Source organism: Ectobacillus polymachus, assembly GCF_048159605.1.
Lineage (GTDB): Bacteria > Bacillota > Bacilli > Bacillales > Bacillaceae_G > Ectobacillus > Ectobacillus polymachus.
Map to the genome: position 1 here is coordinate 1,865,878 of NZ_JBLREB010000001.1, position 23,125 is coordinate 1,889,002.

At 38.3% G+C, this 23,125-nt stretch carries 25 protein-coding genes; 2 read left to right on the forward strand and 23 right to left on the reverse strand.

Features of this window, described 5'->3' with window-relative positions; genetic code table 11:
* Positions 1–11: 11 nt before the first annotated feature.
* Complete coding sequence (locus ACM5BR_RS09585) at positions 12–638, reverse strand: succinate dehydrogenase cytochrome b558 subunit (RefSeq protein WP_416827596.1); 627 nt, start codon at positions 636–638, stop codon at positions 12–14.
* Positions 639–961: 323 nt separating this feature from the next.
* Between ACM5BR_RS09585 and ACM5BR_RS09590 the strand changes: the two genes are divergently transcribed.
* Entirely contained in the window at positions 962–1,405 is a 444-nt protein-coding gene (locus ACM5BR_RS09590) for a YslB family protein (RefSeq protein ID WP_416827598.1), read from the forward strand.
* 62 nt (positions 1,406–1,467) lie between these two features.
* Here ACM5BR_RS09590 and uvrC read toward each other — a convergent pair whose 3' ends face one another.
* The 7 genes from uvrC to ACM5BR_RS09625 form a co-directional block, all read right to left on the reverse strand.
* Complete coding sequence (gene uvrC, locus ACM5BR_RS09595; protein WP_416827600.1) at positions 1,468–3,249, reverse strand: excinuclease ABC subunit UvrC; 1,782 nt, start codon at positions 3,247–3,249, stop codon at positions 1,468–1,470.
* Positions 3,250–3,459: 210 nt separating this feature from the next.
* The gene (trxA, locus tag ACM5BR_RS09600) at positions 3,460–3,774 is read right to left on the reverse strand and encodes a thioredoxin (protein ID WP_416827602.1); all 315 of its coding nucleotides are present in this window, start codon (positions 3,772–3,774) and stop codon (positions 3,460–3,462) included.
* A gap of 197 nt (positions 3,775–3,971) precedes the next feature.
* Positions 3,972–4,949, reverse strand: a complete 978-nt coding sequence (locus tag ACM5BR_RS09605; protein WP_416827604.1) for an electron transfer flavoprotein subunit alpha/FixB family protein — start codon at positions 4,947–4,949, stop codon at positions 3,972–3,974.
* A gap of 58 nt (positions 4,950–5,007) precedes the next feature.
* Entirely contained in the window at positions 5,008–5,781 is a 774-nt protein-coding gene (locus ACM5BR_RS09610; RefSeq protein WP_416827605.1) for an electron transfer flavoprotein subunit beta/FixA family protein, read from the reverse strand.
* Positions 5,782–5,846: 65 nt separating this feature from the next.
* Positions 5,847–6,620 carry an enoyl-CoA hydratase gene (locus ACM5BR_RS09615; protein ID WP_416827607.1) on the reverse strand — a complete coding sequence of 258 codons (774 nt, stop codon included), beginning with the start codon at positions 6,618–6,620 and terminating at the stop codon, positions 5,847–5,849.
* A 29-nt stretch (positions 6,621–6,649) separates the two neighbouring features.
* Entirely contained in the window at positions 6,650–7,237 is a 588-nt protein-coding gene (locus tag ACM5BR_RS09620) for a TetR/AcrR family transcriptional regulator (protein WP_416827609.1), read from the reverse strand.
* Between the two features lie 100 nt (positions 7,238–7,337).
* Positions 7,338–9,023, reverse strand: coding sequence for an AMP-binding protein (locus ACM5BR_RS09625; RefSeq protein WP_416827611.1), 1,686 nt, complete (start codon positions 9,021–9,023; stop codon positions 7,338–7,340).
* A gap of 278 nt (positions 9,024–9,301) precedes the next feature.
* Here ACM5BR_RS09625 and ACM5BR_RS09630 point away from each other — a divergent pair, with 278 nt between their 5' ends.
* Positions 9,302–10,225, forward strand: a complete 924-nt coding sequence (locus tag ACM5BR_RS09630) for a L,D-transpeptidase family protein (protein ID WP_416827613.1) — start codon at positions 9,302–9,304, stop codon at positions 10,223–10,225.
* A gap of 82 nt (positions 10,226–10,307) precedes the next feature.
* On the opposite strand, the gene ACM5BR_RS09635 is transcribed toward ACM5BR_RS09630, so the two are convergent.
* From ACM5BR_RS09635 to fliG, 15 genes are all read right to left on the reverse strand, one after another.
* Positions 10,308–11,021 (reverse strand): sigma-70 family RNA polymerase sigma factor, encoded by a 714-nt coding sequence (locus ACM5BR_RS09635; protein WP_416827884.1) that lies wholly within the window; start codon positions 11,019–11,021, stop codon positions 10,308–10,310.
* Between the two features lie 77 nt (positions 11,022–11,098).
* Complete coding sequence (locus ACM5BR_RS09640) at positions 11,099–11,956, reverse strand: MinD/ParA family protein (RefSeq protein WP_416827615.1); 858 nt, start codon at positions 11,954–11,956, stop codon at positions 11,099–11,101.
* Positions 11,919–13,034 (reverse strand): flagellar biosynthesis protein FlhF, encoded by a 1,116-nt coding sequence (locus ACM5BR_RS09645; RefSeq protein ID WP_416827617.1) that lies wholly within the window; start codon positions 13,032–13,034, stop codon positions 11,919–11,921. The genes ACM5BR_RS09640 and ACM5BR_RS09645 overlap by 38 nt, the downstream gene beginning before the upstream one ends.
* Positions 13,031–15,061 carry a flagellar biosynthesis protein FlhA gene (flhA, locus tag ACM5BR_RS09650; RefSeq protein WP_416827618.1) on the reverse strand — a complete coding sequence of 677 codons (2,031 nt, stop codon included), beginning with the start codon at positions 15,059–15,061 and terminating at the stop codon, positions 13,031–13,033. The genes ACM5BR_RS09645 and flhA overlap by 4 nt, the downstream gene beginning before the upstream one ends.
* A 13-nt stretch (positions 15,062–15,074) precedes the next feature.
* Complete coding sequence (flhB, locus tag ACM5BR_RS09655) at positions 15,075–16,154, reverse strand: flagellar biosynthesis protein FlhB (protein ID WP_416827620.1); 1,080 nt, start codon at positions 16,152–16,154, stop codon at positions 15,075–15,077.
* 6 nt (positions 16,155–16,160) lie between these two features.
* A complete protein-coding gene (fliR, locus tag ACM5BR_RS09660) occupies positions 16,161–16,934 on the reverse strand; it encodes a flagellar biosynthetic protein FliR (RefSeq protein WP_416827621.1) in 774 nt (257 codons plus the stop codon).
* Positions 16,935–16,938: 4 nt separating this feature from the next.
* Entirely contained in the window at positions 16,939–17,208 is a 270-nt protein-coding gene (fliQ, locus tag ACM5BR_RS09665) for a flagellar biosynthesis protein FliQ (RefSeq protein ID WP_416827623.1), read from the reverse strand.
* A 14-nt stretch (positions 17,209–17,222) separates the two neighbouring features.
* The gene (gene fliP, locus ACM5BR_RS09670; RefSeq protein WP_416827625.1) at positions 17,223–17,975 is read right to left on the reverse strand and encodes a flagellar type III secretion system pore protein FliP; all 753 of its coding nucleotides are present in this window, start codon (positions 17,973–17,975) and stop codon (positions 17,223–17,225) included.
* Complete coding sequence (locus ACM5BR_RS09675) at positions 17,972–18,577, reverse strand: flagellar biosynthetic protein FliO (protein ID WP_416827626.1); 606 nt, start codon at positions 18,575–18,577, stop codon at positions 17,972–17,974. The genes fliP and ACM5BR_RS09675 overlap by 4 nt, the downstream gene beginning before the upstream one ends.
* 13 nt (positions 18,578–18,590) lie before the next feature.
* The gene (fliN, locus tag ACM5BR_RS09680) at positions 18,591–18,929 is read right to left on the reverse strand and encodes a flagellar motor switch protein FliN (protein WP_416827628.1); all 339 of its coding nucleotides are present in this window, start codon (positions 18,927–18,929) and stop codon (positions 18,591–18,593) included.
* A 28-nt stretch (positions 18,930–18,957) separates the two neighbouring features.
* Positions 18,958–19,473, reverse strand: a complete 516-nt coding sequence (locus tag ACM5BR_RS09685; RefSeq protein WP_416827630.1) for a MotE family protein — start codon at positions 19,471–19,473, stop codon at positions 18,958–18,960.
* A 113-nt stretch (positions 19,474–19,586) separates the two neighbouring features.
* Entirely contained in the window at positions 19,587–20,051 is a 465-nt protein-coding gene (fliJ, locus tag ACM5BR_RS09690) for a flagellar export protein FliJ (protein WP_416827631.1), read from the reverse strand.
* Positions 20,029–21,372 (reverse strand): flagellar protein export ATPase FliI, encoded by a 1,344-nt coding sequence (gene fliI, locus ACM5BR_RS09695; RefSeq protein ID WP_416827632.1) that lies wholly within the window; start codon positions 21,370–21,372, stop codon positions 20,029–20,031. Before fliI ends, fliJ begins: the two co-directional genes overlap by 23 nt.
* A complete protein-coding gene (locus ACM5BR_RS09700) occupies positions 21,365–22,117 on the reverse strand; it encodes a FliH/SctL family protein (RefSeq protein WP_416827633.1) in 753 nt (250 codons plus the stop codon). Before ACM5BR_RS09700 ends, fliI begins: the two co-directional genes overlap by 8 nt.
* Complete coding sequence (gene fliG, locus ACM5BR_RS09705) at positions 22,107–23,108, reverse strand: flagellar motor switch protein FliG (protein WP_416827634.1); 1,002 nt, start codon at positions 23,106–23,108, stop codon at positions 22,107–22,109. Before fliG ends, ACM5BR_RS09700 begins: the two co-directional genes overlap by 11 nt.
* Positions 23,109–23,125 lie beyond the last annotated feature (17 nt).

Below are 23,125 nucleotides of genomic sequence, written 5' to 3' on the forward strand. Positions count from 1 at the left end.
TTTTCCACTCCTTACATATTTGCTAGCTGTGGATCTACAAATGCAAACAATGAGCTTACTCCAACATATGCTAGAGCAATAAAGATAGCCATTGTTACATATGTATTAATACGTTGTGAGCGTGGTGTAACTGTAATACCCCAACTTACACAGAAAGACCATAGTCCATTTGCAAAGTGGAACATTGCAGAAACTACACCTACTACATAGAACGCAAACATAGCTGGGTTTTCTAAAATGTTTTTCATCATATCATAGTTAACTGTTTGACCTAATGCAGCTTGAATTCTTGTTTCCCAAATGTGCCAAGAAAGGAAAATTAATACAATTACTCCCGTAATACGTTGAAGTAAAAACATCCAGTTACGGAAATATCCGAACCGATTGACATTACTCGTCGCAGTAAAGGCAATGTATAACCCATATACTGCATGGTATAACATTGGTAAAAAGATAATAAAGATTTCTAGGAAGATTCGGAATGGCAAGTTTTCCAAAAATAATGCAGCTTGGTTAAATGCTGATGCTCCTTCTGTTGCAAAGTGGTTTGTTACCATATGTTCTGTCAAGAAGAGCCCTACTGGAATTACTCCAAGTAAAGAATGCCATTTACGATATCCATATTCGCGGCCTTTCATTTCCCCATTACCCCCTCGAAGTTAGCTAAGATCATAAATTAAGACATACTAATAGTAAGATTTCTCCTACTATTATATAAAAATTGATAAAATCATTCAAAATATTTAAGCATAATTTATGACAAGTTCATTTTACTCCTAATCTCTTAAAAGCGTCAAGAAAACGGATTCATAAATTTCACAAAAAGTTTAAAAAACATACTTATTTTACAAAATTCCCGCATAAAAATTGGCAAATTTTTTATGGTTGTGTGAATAAATAGAAGTGTCTCTTCTAAGGAAATGTTATATAATATCCTCAGAAAAGAAAGAGGGGAATTACTTTGGCTAATCAAATACTTGAAGATGAATTAGAAAATATATCTATACAACCCATTGCACTTGAATTACTTCGTGACGACTTACTTCCCGATTTGCTTGGTAAAGAAGCTGGCCAGATTTTGTACTGGGCAGGAAAAAGCTTAGCACGTCGTTATCCATTAGATTCAATAGAGGCAGTTTTCGATTTTTTTGAAAAGGCATGTTGGGGTACTCTAAAGGTAACCGAACAAAAGAAAAGGGAAATGCATTTTGAATTAACGAGTCCTTTTATTTCAAAACGTTTCCAGAATAAACAGAGCACTACCTATCAGTTAGAAGCTGGGTTTCTTGCAGAGCAAATTCAACAACAACGACAAGTAATTGCTGAAACCTATGAGGATCAAAAGAAACGTACTGAAATCGTTCACTTTATTGTTCAATGGGATCCAAGTGACATATTGGAATAGTTGGTATTTTCATGCGAAAGGGATCACCTATTGATCCTTTTCGCATTTTTTTCTTAACGTAATTATTCTTTTTTAGAAGCAAAATGCTTCTCAATTACTTCTGCTATATTTTTAGGCATACCTGCAGCAATCATTTCTTCCTTTGATGCTTCTGTTAACTTTTTCAGAGATCCAAAATGTTTCAGCAATGCTTTTTTTCGCTTTTCTCCAATACCAGGGATTCGGTCCAATTCTGATACCAAAGCTGATTTGCCATGAAGCTGACGATGGAATGTGATAGCGAATCGATGAACTTCATCTTGTATACGCTGCAGCAAATAGAATTCCTGACTGCTTCGTTCTAGATCAACGGGCTTAGGTGGATTTCCTATGATAAGCTGGGCCGTTCGATGCTTATCATCCTTTAATAAGCCCGCGATGGGAATGTGTAAATCAAATTCATTGACTAGCACATCCTCCGTTGCTGCTAGATGACCTTTTCCTCCATCAATAATGATTAAATCAGGCAATGGCAAGTGTTCCTTTAAAGCACGAGAATATCTACGACGTACCACCTCTCGCATCGATTCATAATCATCAGGTCCCTGCACCGTTTTAATTTTATATTTTCGATATTCTTTTTTCTCAGGTTTTCCATCTATAAACACGACCATAGCAGATACTGGGTTGCTTCCTTGAATATTAGAATTATCAAAGGCTTCAATACGATAAGGTGTCGGTATATTCGCTTGTATTCCTAAATTTTCAATTGCTTTTATCGTTCGTTCTTCATCACGTTCGATTAACTTGAATTTTTCTTCTAATGCGATACAGGCATTTTTGGATGCTAAATCCACTAGCTCCTTCTTTTTCCCTTTCTTTGGCTGATTTACTTCAACCTTTAGAAATTCCGTTACAATTTCGTGGTCAATACTACTTGGTAACACAATTTCCTTAGGTTTAATATGATGTTCCTTTGCATAAAATTGGCCAATAAATGTTAAAAATTCCTCCTCGGGTTCATCATAAATGGGAAACATAGAAACATCCCGTTCAATAAGCTTACCACGGCGTACAAAAAATACTTGTACACACATCCATCCCTTATCAACCGCGTAGCCAAAAACATCACGATCTACCAAATCTGCCATCAGCATTTTTTGTTTTTCCATTAATGCGTCAATATACGCAATTTGATCGCGCAGCTCTTTTGCACGTTCAAATTCCAGCTTTTCAGATGCTTGAAACATTTTGTTTTCTAAATCTTGTCGAATTTCATTTTGACCACCGCTTAGAAAACGAATGATTTGATCCACAATTTCTTTATTTTGATCCTCTGAAATCTCCTTCACGCAAGGAGCTAAGCATTGACCCATATGATAATACAAACACACCTTATCGGGAATATGAGCGCATTTACGAAGGGGATACATCCGATCAAGCAACTTTTTCGTTTCATGTGCTGCTTGTGAATTCGGATACGGTCCGAAATATTTTCCTTTATCCTTTTTTACATTTCGAGTAATAAGCAGACGAGGATGAGGTTCGTTTGTAATTTTGATAAATGGATAGCTCTTATCATCCTTTAGCATGATATTATACTTCGGATCATATTTCTTAATTAAATTCATTTCGAGTATAAGCGCCTCTAGGTTGGAGGACGTTACAATATATTCAAAATCGACTATTTCATTTACAAGTCGATATGTTTTTCCATCATGGGTACCTGTAAAATACGACCGTACTCGGTTTTTCAATACTTTTGCCTTACCAACATAGATAATCGTCCCTTGCTTATCCTTCATTAAGTAACAGCCAGGCTGATCAGGTAAAATAGCAAGCTTTTCACGTAAGTGATCATACATCCGCAGCAACCCCCTCTTACATAACGATCTATCGATTTAACTTCAGAAAACGTATGTTCTTCTATTTTATAGCAAACTAGAAAAAAATGAAATGAAAACGAGTACGATTGCATTGTAGGGGAGAACAGATTGTGAAATGAGTAGATAACTGTCTATTACAGTAAGGGGGATATATAATGAAAAATCCGGCGTATAAACGCCGGATTTTTCTTACAAATGTTTAGAAACAAGTGCTTGTAAAGATTCTTTAGGTTGGAAACCTAATGTTGTTTCAACAACTTCTCCATTCTTTATAACAAATAAAGACGGAATGCTCATAACTTGAAACTTCACAGCTGTTTCTTGGTTTTCATCTACATCTACTTTTACGATTTTTACTTTATCGCCAAGCTCTTCAGCAAGTTCTTCAAGAACAGGCGCAATCATCTTACAAGGTCCGCACCAAGGAGCCCAAAAGTCTACTAGTACAAGACCTTCAGCAGTTTCAGTTGAGAAAGTTTGATCAGTTGCATGAACGATCGCCATGTTTTAAGTCCCCCTAATCTAATGATAAGTGTTCTGAAAAAGTATACCATTTACCTTTCAGCGTTGCTAATAATATGTATCATGGAATAGTATATCCCAGTAGGTGCTTTCAAAATCGTTGTTTTCATACGTACATAAGAAAAAAAGCGAGAAAAAGCAATTCTCGCTTTTCTATCATTGTGGTATCTATGCAACGTTTAGGAATGTATCTTTAGCTTTTTAAACTCTTCCGTTAAAAGTGGAACAACTTCAAATAAATCTCCAACTATACCGTAGTCCGCTACTTTGAAAATATTTGCTTCTGGATCTTTATTAATAGCTACGATTACCTTACTGTTCGACATACCTGCTAAATGCTGAATAGCTCCAGAAATACCGCATGCAATATACAAATCCGGTGTAACAATTTTTCCAGTTTGTCCGATTTGTAGTGCATAATCACAGTACTCGGCATCACAAGCACCGCGAGACGCTCCTACAGCGGCACCAAGCACATCTGCAAGTTCTTGCAATGGCTGAAAGCCTTCTGCACTTTTAACACCGCGTCCTCCTGAAACGATGATTTTAGCTTCGGATAGATCAACACCTTCCGTTGCCTTGCGAACTACATCTTTAATAATGGTACGTATATCTTGAATAGCAACTTCTAAAGATTTCACTTCTCCAGTCCGCGCAGCATCCTTATCAAGAGGCGTTATATTATTCGGACGAATCGTTGCTAGTAACAGTCCATCCGTAATAATTTTCTTCTCAAATGCTTTTCCTGAATAAATAGGACGGGTAAATACTACATTTCCCCCTGCTATTTCTACATCCGTCACATCAGACACAAGACCAGCTGATAATCTACCAGCTACTTTCGGAGATAAATCTTTTCCTAGCGCCGTATGTCCAAATATAATTCCGTCAGGATTTTCTTCTTGAATAACGGCTAGCACTGCTTGCGCATATCCATCAGAAGAATACGCTTTCAACTTACTATCTTCTATTGTTATAACACGAGCCGCACCATATGCAATAAGTTCATTAGCAAAGGAAGAAATGCCTTCACCAATTAACAAACCAATTACTTCTCCACCTTCTGCAATTGTGCTTGCTGCTGCAATTGCTTCAAATGAAACATTACGTAACGAACCTTCACGAACTTCTGCCATTGCTATTATTTTACGAGCCATTCCTTACTCCTCCCATTTCTAAGGTCTATTCATTCTTATATGCTTTCACGTAATAAAACTAAACGATCTTTGCTTCTGTATGAAGTAAGGATACGAGCTCCTTCACTTGATCAGCTAGATCTCCTTGCAATACCTTTCCTGCATCCTTTGCTGGAGGTAAATAGATTTCAATGGTTTTCGTCTTTGCTTCTACATCATCTTCTTCTAAATCTAAATCATCTAACTCGACTTCAGCTAAAGGCTTTTTCTTTGCCTTCATAATGCCTGGCAATGAAGGATAGCGGGGCTCATTTAATCCTTGCTGCGCGGATACGAGTACCGGTAATGATACTTCCAATATTTCCGTATCTCCTTCTACATCGCGCTCAATTGTTGCAGTTTGTCCGTTAATTGTTAACTTCGTTATAGTTGTTACATAAGGAATAGCAAGCGCTTCGGCAACACGAGGTCCAACCTGCCCATTTCCTCCATCAATGGCAACATTACCGCTAAGAATCAAATCCGGAGATTTATCACGTAAATATTGCGCAAGCACTTTAGCAGTTGTAAAAGCATCAATCTCTTCGATATCATCTACAATATTTAATAAAACGGCTTTGTCACATCCCATAGCTAATGCTGTTCGAAGTTCCTTTTCAGCATCCTCGCCATCTACAGTAATAACTGTTACCTCGCCGCCATGCTCGTCACGTACTCGAATCCCTTCTTCAATTGCATATTCATCATAGGGATTGATGATAAAGGAAGCTTCTTCTTCATAGATCTTTCCATTTTTAACCACAACTTTTTCCTCTGTATCAAATGTACGTTTCATAAGTACATAAATATTCATTCTCTTCCCCCTCAATCTCTGATTCTTATTTTTTCATTTATTTTATTTGGAATTTTTTCCTATAGTTATTTGTTAGTAAATGCGGGCTTACGCTTCTCTAGAAAAGCAGAGACGCCTTCTCTTCCATTTTCTGATGTAAACACTTCACCAAATAACTGTGCTTCCCGAATCACGCCGTCGTAATAAGCGGACGATTTGGTAGTTTGTACAAGCTCGATAACTGCCTTTACTGATTCCGGACTTTTCGCAGCTGCTTTCTTTGCTAACACGAGAGCTTCTTCTAGCACTCGGTCCTCTGGATAGCTTTGATTTGCAAGTCCTACTTGCACAGCTTGTACACCTGTAATTGGTTCTCCAGATACCATTATTTCAAGTGCCTTTGCCTTGCCAACATACCGTGAAAGTCTTTGTGTACCAGCAAATCCTGGAATAATCCCTAGATTTAACTCAGGCAATCCGAGCTTTGCATTTTCGCTAACGATACGTATATGGCATGACATAGCAAACTCTAGACCGCCGCCAAGAGCAGCTCCATGAACGGCAGCAATAATAAGCTTAGGAAATGTTTCCACTCTTTCAAATACATGTTGACCGTTTCGCGCAAACTGTGTTGCTTGCTCTTTCTCTTCTATTTTTGTAAACTCCCGAATATCAGCTCCTGCTGAGAAGAATTTACCTTCCCCGTGAAAAACGAGTACATGTACGTTTTCATTGTTTTCAAGCTCATTTAGAACCTCGGCAAGTTCTGCGACAAGCTGAGATGACATAGCATTCACAGGCGGATGGTTAATTGTTACGACTGCTACCTTTTCTTGAATCGTTACAGATAAGAATTGCACCTATACTCCTCCCTTTTCCCCTTAAAGTTTTAACCTCTGTTACTGCATGCTCCTACTAGTAGTTGATGGACTGTGTTAGACAGTGCAATGAGATCATATTTATGATCTTTCATTACCCAATTCGTAGCTACTTCATCGATTGTTCCAAAAATCATTTGGCGAGTTACTCGAATGTCTAAATCACTTCGAAATTCTTGTCGGCTAATTCCTAGCTGTAAAATGTCATCGATGGATTGAAAATACCCCTTAAGAACATCGTTAATTTTTGCACGTAACGCTTTATTTGTTTGCCGAAGCTCAAGCTGGGTAACAATCGCCAAATGATGATTTTCAGAAAGGAGCGTGAAATGGGTTTCTATCAACATTAATAACTTCTCTTTCGCGCTTCCAATTCCTTCCGTTCTTTCAAAAATTTTTTCTATAAAATTCCCCATTTTTTCTTGGAATAGAGAAATCAGTATATCTTCCTTATTTTTGAAGTATAAATAAATCGTACCATCTGCTACTCCTGCTTGCTTTGCAATCTTCGAAACCTGCGATTGATGATATCCATTCTCTGCAATTACAATTACTGCTGCGTCTATAATTTGATTATATTTAGGCTTATGATTATTCATTACTATATCCCTCCAAATATGAATGACTATTCATTCATATTTTTATATTACTTAACTATTTATATCCATGTCAATATGGGTCCCACAAAAAAAGGGCTTCTTAGGAGCCCGTAAGATCATCATCTATTTTTTTTATTTCTTCGTCAACAAGTACCCTTCGTAATATCTTTCCAATTAATGTTTTTGGTAATTCATTACGGAATTCATACAACTTTGGTACTTTATAGGCAGCTAAGTAACTACGGGCAAACTTATCGATTTCTTCTGCCGTACAGGAAACCCCTTCCTTCAAAACGATAAATGCTTTTACTGTTTCTCCTCGATAAGAATCTGGCACTCCAATAACCGCCACTTCTCTTATTTTATCATATTCATATAATACTTCTTCCACTTCACGAGGATACACGTTAAAACCACTTGCTACAATCATATCCTTCTTACGATCCAATACGTAAAAGAATCCATCCCTATCCATGTAGCCAACATCACCCGTATATAGCCAACCATCTTGAAGAACAGCTGCTGTTTCTTCGGGCTTATTCCAATATCCTTTCATTATCTGAGGACCCTTGACAACAATTTCACCTACTTCCATAGGAGGAAGCGGATCTCCTGTTTCAAGAGAGAGAATCATCGCATCTGTATCTGGCCATGGCACCCCAATACTTCCTGGTACTCGCGTGGCCCATAAAAAATTGCTGTGTGTCACTGGAGATGATTCTGTTAAACCATATCCTTCTACTAGTTTTCCGCCTGTAATGCTTTCAAACTGTTCTTGTACTTCAATTGGAAGAGGTGCTGATCCACTTAGACATGCTTTGATTGATGAAAGATCATATTTTTGTAAATTAGGATGATTCAAAAGAGCAATATACATCGTCGGAGCTCCTGGAAATAACGTAACGCGGTGTTTTGTTATCATTTTTAGTATCGTTTCCACATCAAATTTAGGTACGAGAATCATCTTATACGCCTGCATAACAGAAAGGTTCATTACAGCTGTCATGCCATACACATGAAAGAATGGAATGGCTCCAAGCAGGACTTCCTCACCAGCTTTACTATTATAGAGCCAATGTATAGCCATAATCGTATTGCTTACTAGATTTTGGTGCGTGAGCATGACCCCTTTCGGAAAGCCAGTTGTACCTCCCGTGTATTGTAGTATAGCGATATCTTCTACAGGATCACATGACACCTCTTGTAATGGAAGAGAATGATTGATTATCTCGTTCCATATCATTACTTTGTTTTCTTGTCGTTTATCTCTGCTAAGATGCTGTTTGCGTGCCTTAAATGAATATAGGATTTGTTTTGGGAAGGAGAGAAAATCTGCGATGCTTGTAATCATACAATACCGCACAGAGGTAGAAGACTGAACAGATTCGACCTTTTCATATAGTAGGTCCATGCACAGGATAGCGATTGCACCACTATCATTTAGTTGATATTGCAGCTCTCTTGCTGTATAAAGCGGATTGGTTTGAACAACAATTCCGCCAGCAAGTAACGTACCATAGTAACCGATTACCGCTTGTGGACAATTTGGAAGCATAATAGCTACCCGATCTCCCTTTTTTATACCGATACTTTGCAAATAAGCCGCAAATTTTTGCACTTGTTCATGCAACTGTCGAAAAGTTAACTCCTTACCCAAAAAATAAAGCGCTTTCTTTTCAGGGTATTGAAGAGCTGTTCGTTTCAAATACTCGTATAAAGAAGCTTTTTCATACGAGATAGAGTGAGGAATCTCCTGCGGATAACTTGTAAGCCATCGTTTTTCCAAGCGGTTCCCTCCTTATTTTCAAACTATTCTATTATTACAAGTATACCTTAAGGACAGAGCAGGGGACAAAGATGTTTCTTCGACATTACGCAACAAGTTTCTTCTATAGGTTTATCCCGCTATTTAAGGGCAGAAGGCCCTACTTAGACATATTTCACATTATCAAAATATGATGTTAACTAACCTTATGCCTAGGATGAAAAAACATTCCCACCAAGATACATTTCATTTTATACTATTCTTATATAGCTTGCATTTCCATTAGGAGGGACATAGCAATGAAAAAAATCCTAACGTACTTATTTATATCGAAAAAGTGGCTTACCCTTAGTGTGATTGCGATTATTCTGTTTGGAGGAGCATCCATATTTGTCTATAACGCAAAAATGAATGAAGCAGCTCTTCAAGCGGCCAAATTAAAGCAGGATCAAGCTGCAAAACAGAAGCTATTAGATGAGCAAAAAGCAGAAGAGAAACAAAAGAAGGAGGAACAACAAAAACTAGAGGAGCAAAAGAAGGCGGAAGAACAGAAAGCGGCGGATCTTTCAACAAGCAACCCCTCTTCTAAGGATCGAAATGCATATACGACAACTACACCTGGGGCAACAGTTGCTGATTCTTTCAAAACAGTGGATACAAATAGTCAACTTATTTTGGTTACAACAAAAGGTTATGGCACAAATGAAGCATACATACGCACCTTTGAACGGGATGCAAACGGACATTGGAAAACGTTACTTGGAATGGATGGGTTTATTGGGAAAACAGGGTTTGCCAATGAGATGAGTGAAGGAGGGGCCGCTTCACCACGCGGGAAATACACCATTGGAACGGCCTTCGGAATTCCAGAAAATCCAGGAACGAAACTCTCATATAAACAAATAACAGACGATGATGTTTGGGTAGATGATGCAAATTCTTCTTTATATAATACATGGCAAAAGAAATCACAAAATAACGGGCGATGGACCAGTGCTAAAAATATGAATATTCCACAATGCAAATACGGCTTTGTCATTAACTACAATACAGACCGTATACCAGGCAAGGGAAGTGCGATCTTTTTCCATATTAGCGATAACTATACATTAGGAAGTACAGCTGCTTCTGAAAATAATGTACTTCGTATTTTACGCTGGCTCGACCCAAGTAAAAATCCTGTCATTATTCAATCACCAGAGTCTGAATTATCGAATTACTAACACAAAAACAATCCTACCGAAATCCAAAAAACCGTCAATACTATTTTTGGCGGTTTTTTAGTAGTTTACTTGAGTTCAAAAGCTATAATTCAATGCCTTCTTTTTCAATAGTAATTCGTAATCGTTTCATAGCTTGTGAATGAAGCTGAGAAATACGAGATTTATGCAGCCCCATAACATGCCCTGTTTCCGTAACATTTAAGTTTTCGTAATAGATGAGTGAAAGAACGAGCTTTTCTTTGTACGGTAAGGTATCAATTAGCTTTGCTAGCCTTTGCTTCCTCTCCTGCTCTTCCATCCATTCCTCTTGCTTCGGATAATACACATCGGCTACGGTTTGAAGCTTTGATTTTGATTCATCCTCTTCATTCCATGGTTCATCCAATGATTCTTGTTTCATAAAGGATAACTGTATTCTCATTTTTTCATATTCTGCTAATGTGATTCCGAGATATTTACTCATTTCATTAGAGGTTGGTTGTCGCATATATGTTTGTTCTAGCGTTTCATATGCTTCCCGATATTGCTTTTCTTTTTGACGCATAGAACGAGAAGCCGTATCTGTTTTTCGTAATCCATCTAAGATTTCGCCGCGAATTCGATGAGCTGCGTAGCTTTCAAATGTATTGTCATGTGTTGCATCAAATTTATGAATGGCATCCCATAGCCCGATCATTCCAAGTGAGTGGAGTTCATTTTCATCTGCCTGCGTTGATAATCGCTTTTTCATTTGGGAAACAATCATTCGAACTAACGGAATATATCGAGTAATGATTTCTTCCTCAGTTTCTTGCATCAAATTTCTCACTCCCTACCTTCGAATAACTCTTGGCTGCATACAGCTAATCATCCATGTTCATCTATTCTTTCAATCTACTTAAACAGCTTGGAAAACTTTTTTAGGAATCCTTTTACCCCATGATTTTCCTCTTCTGTCGTTGTATTTGCTACATAACGTTTAACGAGTCGCTGCAAGTCCGATGCCGCATGACAATGTGGATATGCAATAGAAAAAGGAATTTGTTTTTGGACTGCTTTTCTTACTGCTGCATCATCCGTAATTGCTCCGAAAATTTTTATATCACGGTTTAAAAATTGTCCAAATACCAATTTAAATTTACTAGCCACTTCAATTCCCTCTGCACGATTTGCAATTCGATTAATAATCAGCTGAAAGGATAAATCACGATTGTTTGCGTGTAATATTTTCGCGACAGAATAGGCATCTGCAATGGACGTTGGTTCTGGCGTAGTTAGAAGGAAGATTTCATCAGCAGCAAGATGACATTGCAGAGATTCTTCTGTTAAACCAGCTCCCGTATCGATAATAATATAATCCGCATAGCCATGTAATTTTTCTAATTCTTGCAAGAAATATGTTCGTTCCTCTTCTGTGAATGACGTAAGCGATTCTAATCCAGTTCCTCCCGCTACGTATTCAACACCCTTCATACCTGTCTCTAACGTATCCCATATCGTTCTATGCTGCTTTACCATGTCAATTAAATTGTACTTTGGTACGATTCCCATTAAAATATGTAAGTTTGCCATGCCGATATCAAAATCAATAACAACAACCTTCTTACCAACCTCTTTTAAACCTAACGCAAAGTTTAAAGCAAAATTAGATTTACCGACTCCTCCCTTGCCACTAGCTACTGTGATCACGTGCGAAGAAAGGGTCGACCTTGTTTCATATAATTCTCTCAAACGTTGAGCTTGATCTTTCATCCTCATCTACTCCTAATATCTTTTTCGCTATAAATGTAGGATCAGGGGTGATTATATCTTGTGGTACTCCTTGGCCAATTCCGATATAGGACAATGGGTATGGATAATGATAGACCATATTTAAAACAGCACCAAAGCAGTTCGTTTCATCCCATTTCGTTACTATCAGCTTATCAATTCGCACTGATTTCATTTTTTCAACAATGGTTTTCATATCTTTCCATCTTGTCGTCATACTTAGAACTAAATAGTTTTCTTGTGGAAAGTCCTGATCTAGGTAATGATTAATATCGTCTATATTTGCAGGATCCAAATAATTACGACCTGCACTATCCAAAAATACGATTTGACAATTTTCCAAGCTTTCAAGCGATGACTTTAATTCGTTTGGTTCTGAAACGACTCGTATCGGCACATTTAAAATATTCGCGTAAGTACGCAGCTGTTCAACGGCAGCAATTCGGTACGTATCCGTTGTAAGGAGACCTACCCGTTGCCTTTGATTCAGCATATGAATTGCTGATAGTTTGGCAATTGTAGTTGTTTTCCCAACACCTGTTGGTCCTAGAAGCATGATTACACAGGAGTCAGTTCGCGTTTCATGTGTAATTCCTTCTGCTAATAGCTGCATTAGAATAGCAAGTAAGGTTTTTGTCATTTCTGCATCCTGAATATCATCTTTATTCTTATGAATCAGTGTTACTTTTTTCATAATGTAATCAATTACTTCTTGGTCCACTTCTTGGTCCTGTAATCTCTGAACCCATTTGTTCATTTTTGGATGTGGATTTTCTACTGTCATCGATTGGATAAGTTGCTTCATTTCTGCAAGCTCTTTCATCACTGAATCACTGGATGTGGGAGCAGGCGCATTCGTCACACTTTCAGACGTCTTCTCCACACTTTTTCCGAGCCCTGATGCAGCTATTACTTCAATCTGTTTTTTTCCAAATAAACCAAGGAACCCTCTCGATCTAATAGGTGTCGTTTTTAAAATAATAGCCTCATTTCCTAATTCCCTTAAAATCATCGGATAAGCTTGTTCCATGTGATTTACATAGTACGTTTTCATTTTCATAGGTTCACCACTCCAACACTACGAACTTCTACATCAGGCTCTAACTCGTTATAGGATAAAATTGGAATGTTTGCTAGCGCTTGTTCAGTAATTTGACGAATGTACATACGAATGCCTGATGAGGAAACAAGGATTGGCTGTATGCCCATCTGAATCGTCTGCTGAACAGTTTCTCCAATCGATTGTACAATTCGGTTCGTTGTTTCTGGATCAAGTGAAAGCATATCTCCTTGCTCTGTATGTACAATCGCCTCGGCCATTTTCTTTTCTACTTCTGCACCTACTCGAACAGCATGTATGACACCTTCTTGTGCGTATTGATGCGTCAATTGCCGAGATAAAGCTTGTCTTGCATACTCTGCGAGAATGCTATGGTTTTTCGTATAGACAGCATAATCTGCAATGGACTCAAAAATAACAGAAAGACTTCGAATCGAAACACGTTCTTTTAATAGCTTTTGCAACACCTTCTGGATGTCACCTACTGAAAGCAATTGTGGTATGATTTCCTCTACAAGAGATGGATTACTTTCACGCAGATGGTCTATTAACTGCTTCGTTTCTTCTCTTCCTAAAATTTCATGCGCATATTTTTTAATTGTCTCAGAAAGATGTGTACTTATGACAGAAGAAGCATCTACGACCGTATATCCATAGAGCTCTGCTTGTTCCTTCATGTCTTCACGAATCCACAATGCAGGAAGTCCAAAGGTCGGCTCGACCGTTTCAATTCCATGGATGCCGTAGTCTTCTCCATTTGGATTTAGCATTAAAAAATGATCAAGTAGAATTTCACCGCCGGCTACTTTGTTTCCCTTTAACTTAATAACATATTCATTTGGACGTAGTTGAATATTGTCTCGAATCCGAATAACAGGGACAACTAAACCAAGCTCAAGAGCAAATTGTCTACGAATTGAGACAATACGATCCAATAAATCGCCTCCCTGATTCGTATCAGCTAACGGAATAAGTCCAATCCCAAACTCAAACTCGATTGGATCCTCCTGCAAGAGGGAAAATACGCTCTCAGGCTTTCTAACATTTTCGAGTTCTTTCTCTGATTGTATATCCTCTTCTTTCTCTACAAGCTTCGATGCATTTCTTTGCATCGTATAACCTGCATAAGCAAGTAAAGCTGCTACGCCCCATGTTACAACAATTCCAATTGGAGTGAGTAGTCCAAGAAGGGCAATGATTCCTGCTACGATATACAGTAAATTCGGATAAGAGAAAAGCTGCTTTCCTACATCCTCACCTAGATTTCCATCCGATGAAGCTCTTGTTACTACAATACCCGTTGCTGTCGATATTAACAGCGCCGGAATTTGACTGACTAAACCATCACCAACAGAAAGAAGCGTATACGTAGTTAGCGATGAATTAAAGTCCATGCCATGCATGGTCATCCCAATAATAAAACCGCCGATTACATTAATAACCAATATGACAATACCAGCAATTGCATCCCCTTTTACGAATTTACTTGCTCCGTCCATTGCTCCGTAAAAATCCGCTTCTTGCATGACTTTTTTCCGTTTCATACGTGCCTCTTGTTCACTAATCATTCCTGCATTCAAATCGGCATCAATACTCATTTGCTTACCTGGCATCGCATCTAATGTAAAGCGAGCTGCTACCTCAGCTACCCGTTCTGATCCTTTTGTAATAACGAGAAATTGAATGATGACTAAGATTAAAAACACGACAAATCCTACAACTGCGTTTCCGCCGATGACAAATTGACCAAACGTTTCAATAACATGACCCGCTTTGGCATTTGCTAGAATGGATCTCGTACTCGAAACATTCAATGACAGACGAAAAAGTGTCGTTAATAATAATAAAGAGGGAAAAACAGAAAAATCGAGCGGCTCTCTTGTATTCATTCCAACTAGTAAAATCATAATACTTATCGAAATATTGATAATGAGCAAAATATCTAAAATAAATGTAGGTAATGGAATGACCATCATGATAATAATCATCATAACAGCTACTAATACGGCAACTTCTTTTAGTTTCATAGTTTCAACTCCACTACTTAGTTAATGTCCCTTTCATTCGATACACATAAGCAAGTACTTCGGCAACTGCTTTAAAGAGTTCCTCCGGTATTTCTTGCCCAATTTCTACATTGGCATACAATGCTCTTGCCAAAGGCCTATTTTCCATCATGATAATATGATGTTCTTTCGCAACCTCTTTAATCTTTAAAGCGATATAGTCAGCCCCTTTTGCTACTACAATTGGAGCAGCCATTTCACCGGCTTCGTACATGATGGCTACAGCAAAGTGAGTTGGGTTTGTAATCACAACGCTAGCCTTTTTGATATCATTCATCATACGAGACATCGCGATTTGACGCTGCTTTTCCTTCACCTTTTGTTTAATTAGGGGATCGCCTTCCATTTGTTTATATTCTTCCTTCACTTCTTGCTTCGTCATGCGTAGCTGCTTGTCATGATCAAATCGTTGATACAGAAAATCAACGATTGCAATGACAATATAGATAATAGAAAGAATAAGAGTTATTTTCACAAGTAACGAAAACATATACGATACGATATTCTGCGGAGTCATTGTCGCTGTATGAAGAATCGATTGTTTTTCCTGCCACAGAATAAGACCCGCTACTGTAGCGAGCACACTAAATTTCAAAAGCGATTTCAATAGTTCGAAAGCAGATTTTATGGAAAACATACGTTTTATGCCGGAAATGGGATTGATTTTATTCCATCCACCTTTAAGGGACGCAAACGATAAAACAAAGCCCACTTGTATAACATTTCCGACGATAGCAGCAATCCATGCTACTATAAGAACGGGAGCAACAATCGGTATACTCTCCTTTAGCAGGCCAATAAACAATGCTGGTACAGAATCTTGCGTAACATCCCATTGCATCATCGAAGAAAAACCTTGTTGAAACAAGGTATACAGCTGTGCTGCCATACTCTTTCCAAAAACAGCAAGTGCTACAAATGAAAAGGTAACGACCATTGCACCCGATAAATCTGTGCTTTTTGCAAATTGCCCTTTCTTTTTCGCTTCTTGCTTTTTATGGGGAGTAGCTTTTTCCGTTTTTTCAGCAAAAAACTGTAAATCTAAGGATATCATCCTAAGTTATCCCCCTAATATTCGTAGCATCTGTTCAATCGATGAGATCATCGTCTGAACGAGCTGAGAAAGAATATACAAAAAAACGGGAATAGACGCATACAACATTACATAATATACGAACAATTTAATCGGAACCCCTACGACAAATAAATTCATTTGCGGAACAGTCCTTGCAATGATCCCCAATACTACATCCACGATAAATAATGTCCCTACAAGCGGAGCAGCGATAAGTAAAGATATCCAAAACATATGGTCCACGATACCAAGTAAAACCTGTACTACATTCGAAGAATAGGAATCTGGCAGCCAGGCATCTACTGCAATCCACTGATAGCTTTGAATAATTCCTTTAATAAGAATATGATGGCCATCTGAAAGCAGGAAAAATATCATGGTTATGATGTAATAGAATTTTCCCGTTAACGGTTCTTGAATTCCTCTTTTTTGATCAAATAAGGAAGACATGGTAAATCCACTTTGTAAATCTATGAAGCTACCAGCTAGCTCGACCGCATAAAGAAGAAGCGAAGAAGCAAACCCAAGCGATAATCCAACAGCTAATTCTTTAAATACGAGTAAAAAATAGGTGCTATTCCATGCAAGTGGCTGCGTTGGCTGAATAACGCCTACTGTAATAAAAGCAATACAAAAGGAAAATCCCCACTTAACTTGACTCGGAATTTGTTGACTGTTCCAAATAGGTGCAGCAACAAAAAATGCTGAAATTCTAACGAATACTAATAAAAACAGAGGTATATACGATATAAGATCCATCGTGTTATCCTATAAATTTCGTTAGATTTGTAAAGATATTTCGTGTAAAATCAATTAAATTCGTAAGCATCCAAGGTCCAAACACTAGTAATCCAATTAATACAGCAATAATTTTCGGAACAAACGCTAACGTCTGCTCTTGAATTTGTGTTGCTGCCTGCAAAATACTAACGAGAACCCCTACTACTAAAGCTAGAATTAATATGGGTGCTAGCACGAGCATCGTAATATAAATTGTACTTTGTGCAAGAGCGTTCATACTTTCCGGTGTCATATGGCATTCTCTCCTTATGTAAAACTCACGAACAAAGATTGCACGACAAGATGCCATCCGTCCACTAAAATAAAAAGTAATATTTTAAATGGTAATGAAATGAGAGAGGGAGGCACCATCATCATACCCATTGCCATTAGAATACTTGCAACTATCATGTCAATAACAAGAAACGGAATAAATAATAGAAATCCCATTTGAAACGCAGTCGTTAATTCACTCATTACAAACGATGGAACGAGTGCTCGCAATGGTATATCTTGAACCGTTTTATATGTCCCAGCATGGCTATATTCTAAAAATAAATTCAAATCCTTTTGGCGAGTTTGCTTAGCCATAAATTCCTTAATAGGTGCGGTTGTTTTCGAATACGCCTCTTGCTGAGATATCGATCCCTTTAAATATGGCTGAAGTGCTTGATCGTTAATTTGCTGAAATGTTGGTCCCATAATGAAAAACGTTAAAAATAAGCTAAGCCCTATAATCACTTGGTTTGGCGGCATTTGCTGTGTACCTAGCGACGTACGTACAAACGAAAGAACAATTGCAACTCTTGTGAAAGAGGTCATCAATAAAATAATGCTAGGTGCAACAGACAGTACCGTAAGTAACAAAAGAAGCGTAAGTGATAATGACTGATTATTCAAATCACCTAGTGCGCCCGTATTAAACGGAATACCTGGTATGGAAGGAGCATCCGTTGCAGCGAAAGTAATATTTTGATTTATAAAAAAGAGGAAAAAAGCAAATATGCTAACTTTTTTCATTTATCTTTTCCCCCTTCAATCTTTTCACTTTCTTTATTACGAGAAGGAGCATTGCGGTCTAACTTTCTCATTTGTTCCTTCAAGATAGAATTCCACTTCTCAGCAGATGCAAAAGACTGTAACGTCCATTTTGCTTGCCCTTCATCTGCAGCAGAAGCAATTGCTTCCAACAGCTCTTTCTGTTCTTCACCAGGTGACAGGGTACGAATAAGTCCAATGTTTTCACCAACGCCTACTATATATAACGTATTGCCGATCATAAGAAGCTGGATTGAACGATTATTTCCCAGTGAATAGTTGCCAATCGCATGAAATGGCCCGTTATCTCGTAGCTTTTTCGCTTTTTTTGATAGTACTTTTGATAACACATATATAAGTGCAACAATGAGTAGAAAAGACCCGATAAATTGAATCGCATACGGAACAACAGAAGGAGCTGGAGCAGTTTTTACTGGCGTTTTGTCTGAAGTTCCACCTTGCTGCGGGTTCGTATTGTTATACTGCTGATATACTGTTCCTTCTTTCGCTTCTGCCCCTAACGGCATATTACATAGTATAGAAACAAGAAGAAAGCTTAGCAGCAGTTTGTTCCATCTAAGCATAGTGCTGCTCCCTTCACTTCATTTTTCGTTCTCTTTCTTGTATCGTAACGATATCTGTTATTCGAATTGCAAACCGATCGTCCATTACTACAACTTCACCTTCTGCTATTTTCGCTTTATTAACAAGCATGGCAACATGCTCCCCTGCTAGTTTATCTAAGCGAATGATGTTTCCTTTTTTTAATTGGAGAATATCTTGAACTGTTTTCTTTGCCCTCCCAAGCTCAAATGAAACATGAAGAGAAACATCTGTGAGAAGTTGCAATTGTTTTTTATCCGAGTCAACCATTTCCTCGATAATTGGAGAAAATGTTACAGGCTGTATGGTACTCTCTTTTTTTGGCTCGTTCACTTTTTCCCCTCTTTTCACAAATAAATTACTATCCTTTATTCATAAGTCCTTTTAAGAAATTCGAAATGGACGCAGCTTTTTTAGGATCCATTCGCGAGAGAATATCTGCCTGCTGCGATACATTCATGTATTTCAAAATGGATGCAGCGTCCTGTACAGATAGATTTGCTAGAATCTCAGCAGCATTGCTAGGAGACATATTTCCATAGGTAGCAGCTGATTTTTTATAATAGGCTTCAGAATTCATCGTTTGCTTTGCAGCTTCATTTTCCTTTTCATCCAATTGTGATTGTTTCTCTTGTAAACTTGTCTGTAAATCTTGAATTGTTTGCTGTTGCTCCTGAACTTGCTTTTGCATACTATTATATTTCTTTAAAAGTGACGCATAGGAATCGTCATACTGCACATTACTAGGGACTGTTTGCAAGAATGATTTTTTAAAATCATCACCCATAAATAAAAATAAAATAAAGAATACAAGAATAATAAAAATAAGTAGTTCTCCTAGAATATAAAACGTTCCTTGCCATCTTTCTTTTTGCATCCTTACACCTACTTATACAGTGAAACTTTCCAAAAATAGCCAACCTACTTTTACGGGCAGCCCGCCCCCAATTTAAACTTCTCCAATTTCTCTTAAGCCTTGAAGTGTGGGGTTTACTGCCCGTTAATGTGGGAGAGAGAGGAGCGCTTCTGATAATATTGAATGGTTGCCATTTCATCTAGCATATTTTGCTCCACTCTTTTCTGACTTTCTTCATAGGACTGCCTAGATTGTTCACGCAAGTGATTCCACATTTTTTCATCTTTTTGTTTCTCTAGCAATTCATGTTGTTTCATCCGAAGCTCGTTTTCCAGTACTTGTAATTCCCTTATGACTTGATTCATTTTCAAGTCTAGAAAGGTAAGATATTCTTTCTGCTGATGAATGGCTGCTGCAGTACATGCTGTATTCGTCTTTTCCCACTTCACAATCCATTCATTTCGTTTTTCTTGTAAGGTATGTAATTCATTTCGTATGTTGTCTCGTTTTAAGACGGAAGCTGTAAACTCAGTAAGTACTTGCTCTTTTTCCTTCTCCTTCATTGTGACAATCTGTTCATACTGGTACCGAAACATCATGCTTCATCGCTCCAAATCGATTCGTTAATGTAGTAAGAGTGGACGAAAATGAGGAATCTTCTAATGTACCTTGTTTCAGAAATTGATCAATCCATTCCTTATTCGAAATGGCTTCATCAATTTCTCTGTCCGTTCCCCTTTTGTACGCTCCAATTTGAATTAAATCTTCTGCCTTTCGGTAGGCGCTTATTAACGCTTTCACTTTTTCTGAAGCCGTTATATGTTCGGGGGATGCAATATCCTTCATAACCCTACTTACACTTGCTGTCACTTCAATAGCAGGATACATTCCCTTCTGAGCAAGCTTTCGACTAAGTACAATATGACCATCCAAAATTCCCCTCACCGAATCTGCAATTGGCTCATTCATATCGTCTCCATCTACTAAAACGGTGTAAAAAGCAGTGATTGTTCCAAATTCATTCGTTCCAGCCCGTTCTAGTAATCGTGGCAGCATAGCAAAAACAGATGGAGTATATCCTTTCGTTGTAGGAGGTTCACCAATTGCTAGTCCTATTTCTCGCTGCGCCATCGCAAATCGGGTTACTGAATCTAACATGAGATTCACATTCATGCCTTGATCACGGAAAAATTCAGCGATTGCGGTTGCAATCATGGCTCCCTTAATGCGAATAAGTGCCGGCTGATCAGAAGTCGCAACTACCACAACGGATTTTTCTAATCCTTCTTTTCCTAAATCACGTTCAATAAAATCGAGAACCTCTCTACCACGTTCCCCAATTAAACCGATTACATTAATATCAGCTTCCGTATTTCGTGCCATCATTCCAAGTAGTGTACTTTTTCCTACTCCGCTTCCAGCAAATATCCCAACCCGTTGTCCCTTACCAACAGTTAAAAGGCCGTCGATCGTACGAACCCCAACACTTAGGGGTGCGCTAATTCGTGGCCTCTTAAGTGGATTGGGGGGCAGACGATTCGCATTTACTTCGACTAATCCAACAGGAAGATTACTATCATCCATTGGCTGACCTAGACCGTTTAACACTTTACCAAGTAATCCAGTCCCTACCTTCACCATTAATGGTTTACCTGTTGAAACAACCTCACAGCCTGGTCCAATGCTATGAATTTCACCTAAAGGCATGAGAAGAACTTTATTATTTCGAAACCCCACAACCTCCGCCTGAATCGGCTTACTTTGTACTTTCGGATAAATATGACAAATATCACCGATGTTTACATCTGGCCCTTGCGATTCAATCGTTAATCCTATAACTTGTGTTACCTTTCCGTTCATTTTAATCGCGTTCATACCGTGAAGCGCCTCTACATACGGCTGGATATCCCAACTACTCATCTTCTTCCACCTGCTTACATGAGAGAAGAACCTTTTTAATTTCATTTAACTGAACGTCAATTCTGGCATCGATACTTCCATATGGAGTGAGTATGCGACATCCTTCTTCTGAAATACTATAATCTGGAAACACCTTCACTTCCACCTGTCCGTCCATTACAGCTAATAGCTGCTGGCGTTGCTTTTGTACAAAGTCGAAATCGTTTGGCGCAACCCCAATTGAAATGGTGGAAGCATCGTTTATCGTAAGCAAAGCTTGACGAATCATTTGAATCAGTGTATCTTCATTTTGCTGCAGCTCTTGCTGTACGATTTTTTTCGCTATTTCAATCGAAAGATGAATTACAAATGGCTCTGCTTCCTTTATAAGCTTGGCTTTCTCTTCATAAGCCTGCTGCAATATATCGGTTGCTTGCTGAATCTTTTCGGTATACTGCGCCTTACCATTTTCAAATCCAGCTGTATAGCCAGTTGTGTAAGCTTCCTGCTCCTTTTCCTTCATGGAAACACGAAAGTGCTCTTCCTCATTCTCACGCCATGTTTGAAGCTCTTTTTCTGCCTGGCTTCTTCGTTCATCTAGCTCTGCCATCATATTTGCCATCATCATTTCTTTCTCTTGATGGAAATGATCATCGTCCTTTGGTTGTTCGATTGCTTCAACTGGTTGAAGCGGATTTACGATGGTTAGAAGCTTTCGTTCCGGCGTTTCTACCACTTTAGAGGCTTTTACGAGTCTAGATGACAAGATCGTCTCCCCCATTTCGAGAGATAATAATAATGCCATCTTCTTCTAATTTCCGTACCATAGATACAATGCGTTTCTGCGCATCCTCAACATCCTTCATAAGAACAGAATCATTTGCAGCAATTTCTTCTTCAAGCAGATCTTGTCTGCGTTTTGATATATTCCGATAGATTGCATTTTTCATCGTTTGCGTAGTAGAACGTAAGGCAAGCTGTAAATCTTCGTTGCTAACATCAACCAATATCCGCTGAATAGAGCGATTATCTAAATAAGCAATATCATCAAATACAAACATTCTTTGTTTAATTTCATCCGCCAATTGTGGATCAGTAGTTTGAAGCGTTTCCAGTATATTTTTTTCCGTTGAGCGATCCACTCCATTTAGGATGTTTACGATGGATTGAATACCATTTTTTGAAACTTGTTTACGGGTACTCGTTGTGGATAGCCGTTCTTTTAATACTTGCTCTACTTGTTGGATCATTTCTGGTGAAGCTGTATCCATAATCGCAATCCGTTTTGCAATATCAATTTGTTTCTCAGGTGAAAAGGCCGACAAGATAGTGGAAGACTTATCTGCATCCAAATACGACAAAACAAGAGCAATCGTCTGGGCACTCTCATGCTGGAGCAAATTTAAAATTTGCACTGAATCAGCGCGATCAACAAATTGAAAAGGTTTATCAACCCCTTGATTCTTTAAACGATGCAAAAAAGTGGAGGCTTTTTCCGAGCCAAGGGATTGTTGCAGTAACTCTTTAGCTGCCTCCATTCCCCCAAAGGATGCTAAATTATTGGCAATTGCCAATTCATGAAATTCCCGTAATACTTGCTTTTTTACTTCCGAAGATACCATACGTAAATTCGTAATTTCCTTCGTTATACTTTCAATTTCATCCTCATGTAAATGCTTCATAATTTCAGCAGAAGCGGTCGGACTTACTGAGAGAAATAAGATAGCTATTTTTTGTAAATTTGTATATTTCACCATCTTAACGCCCCCTTCCT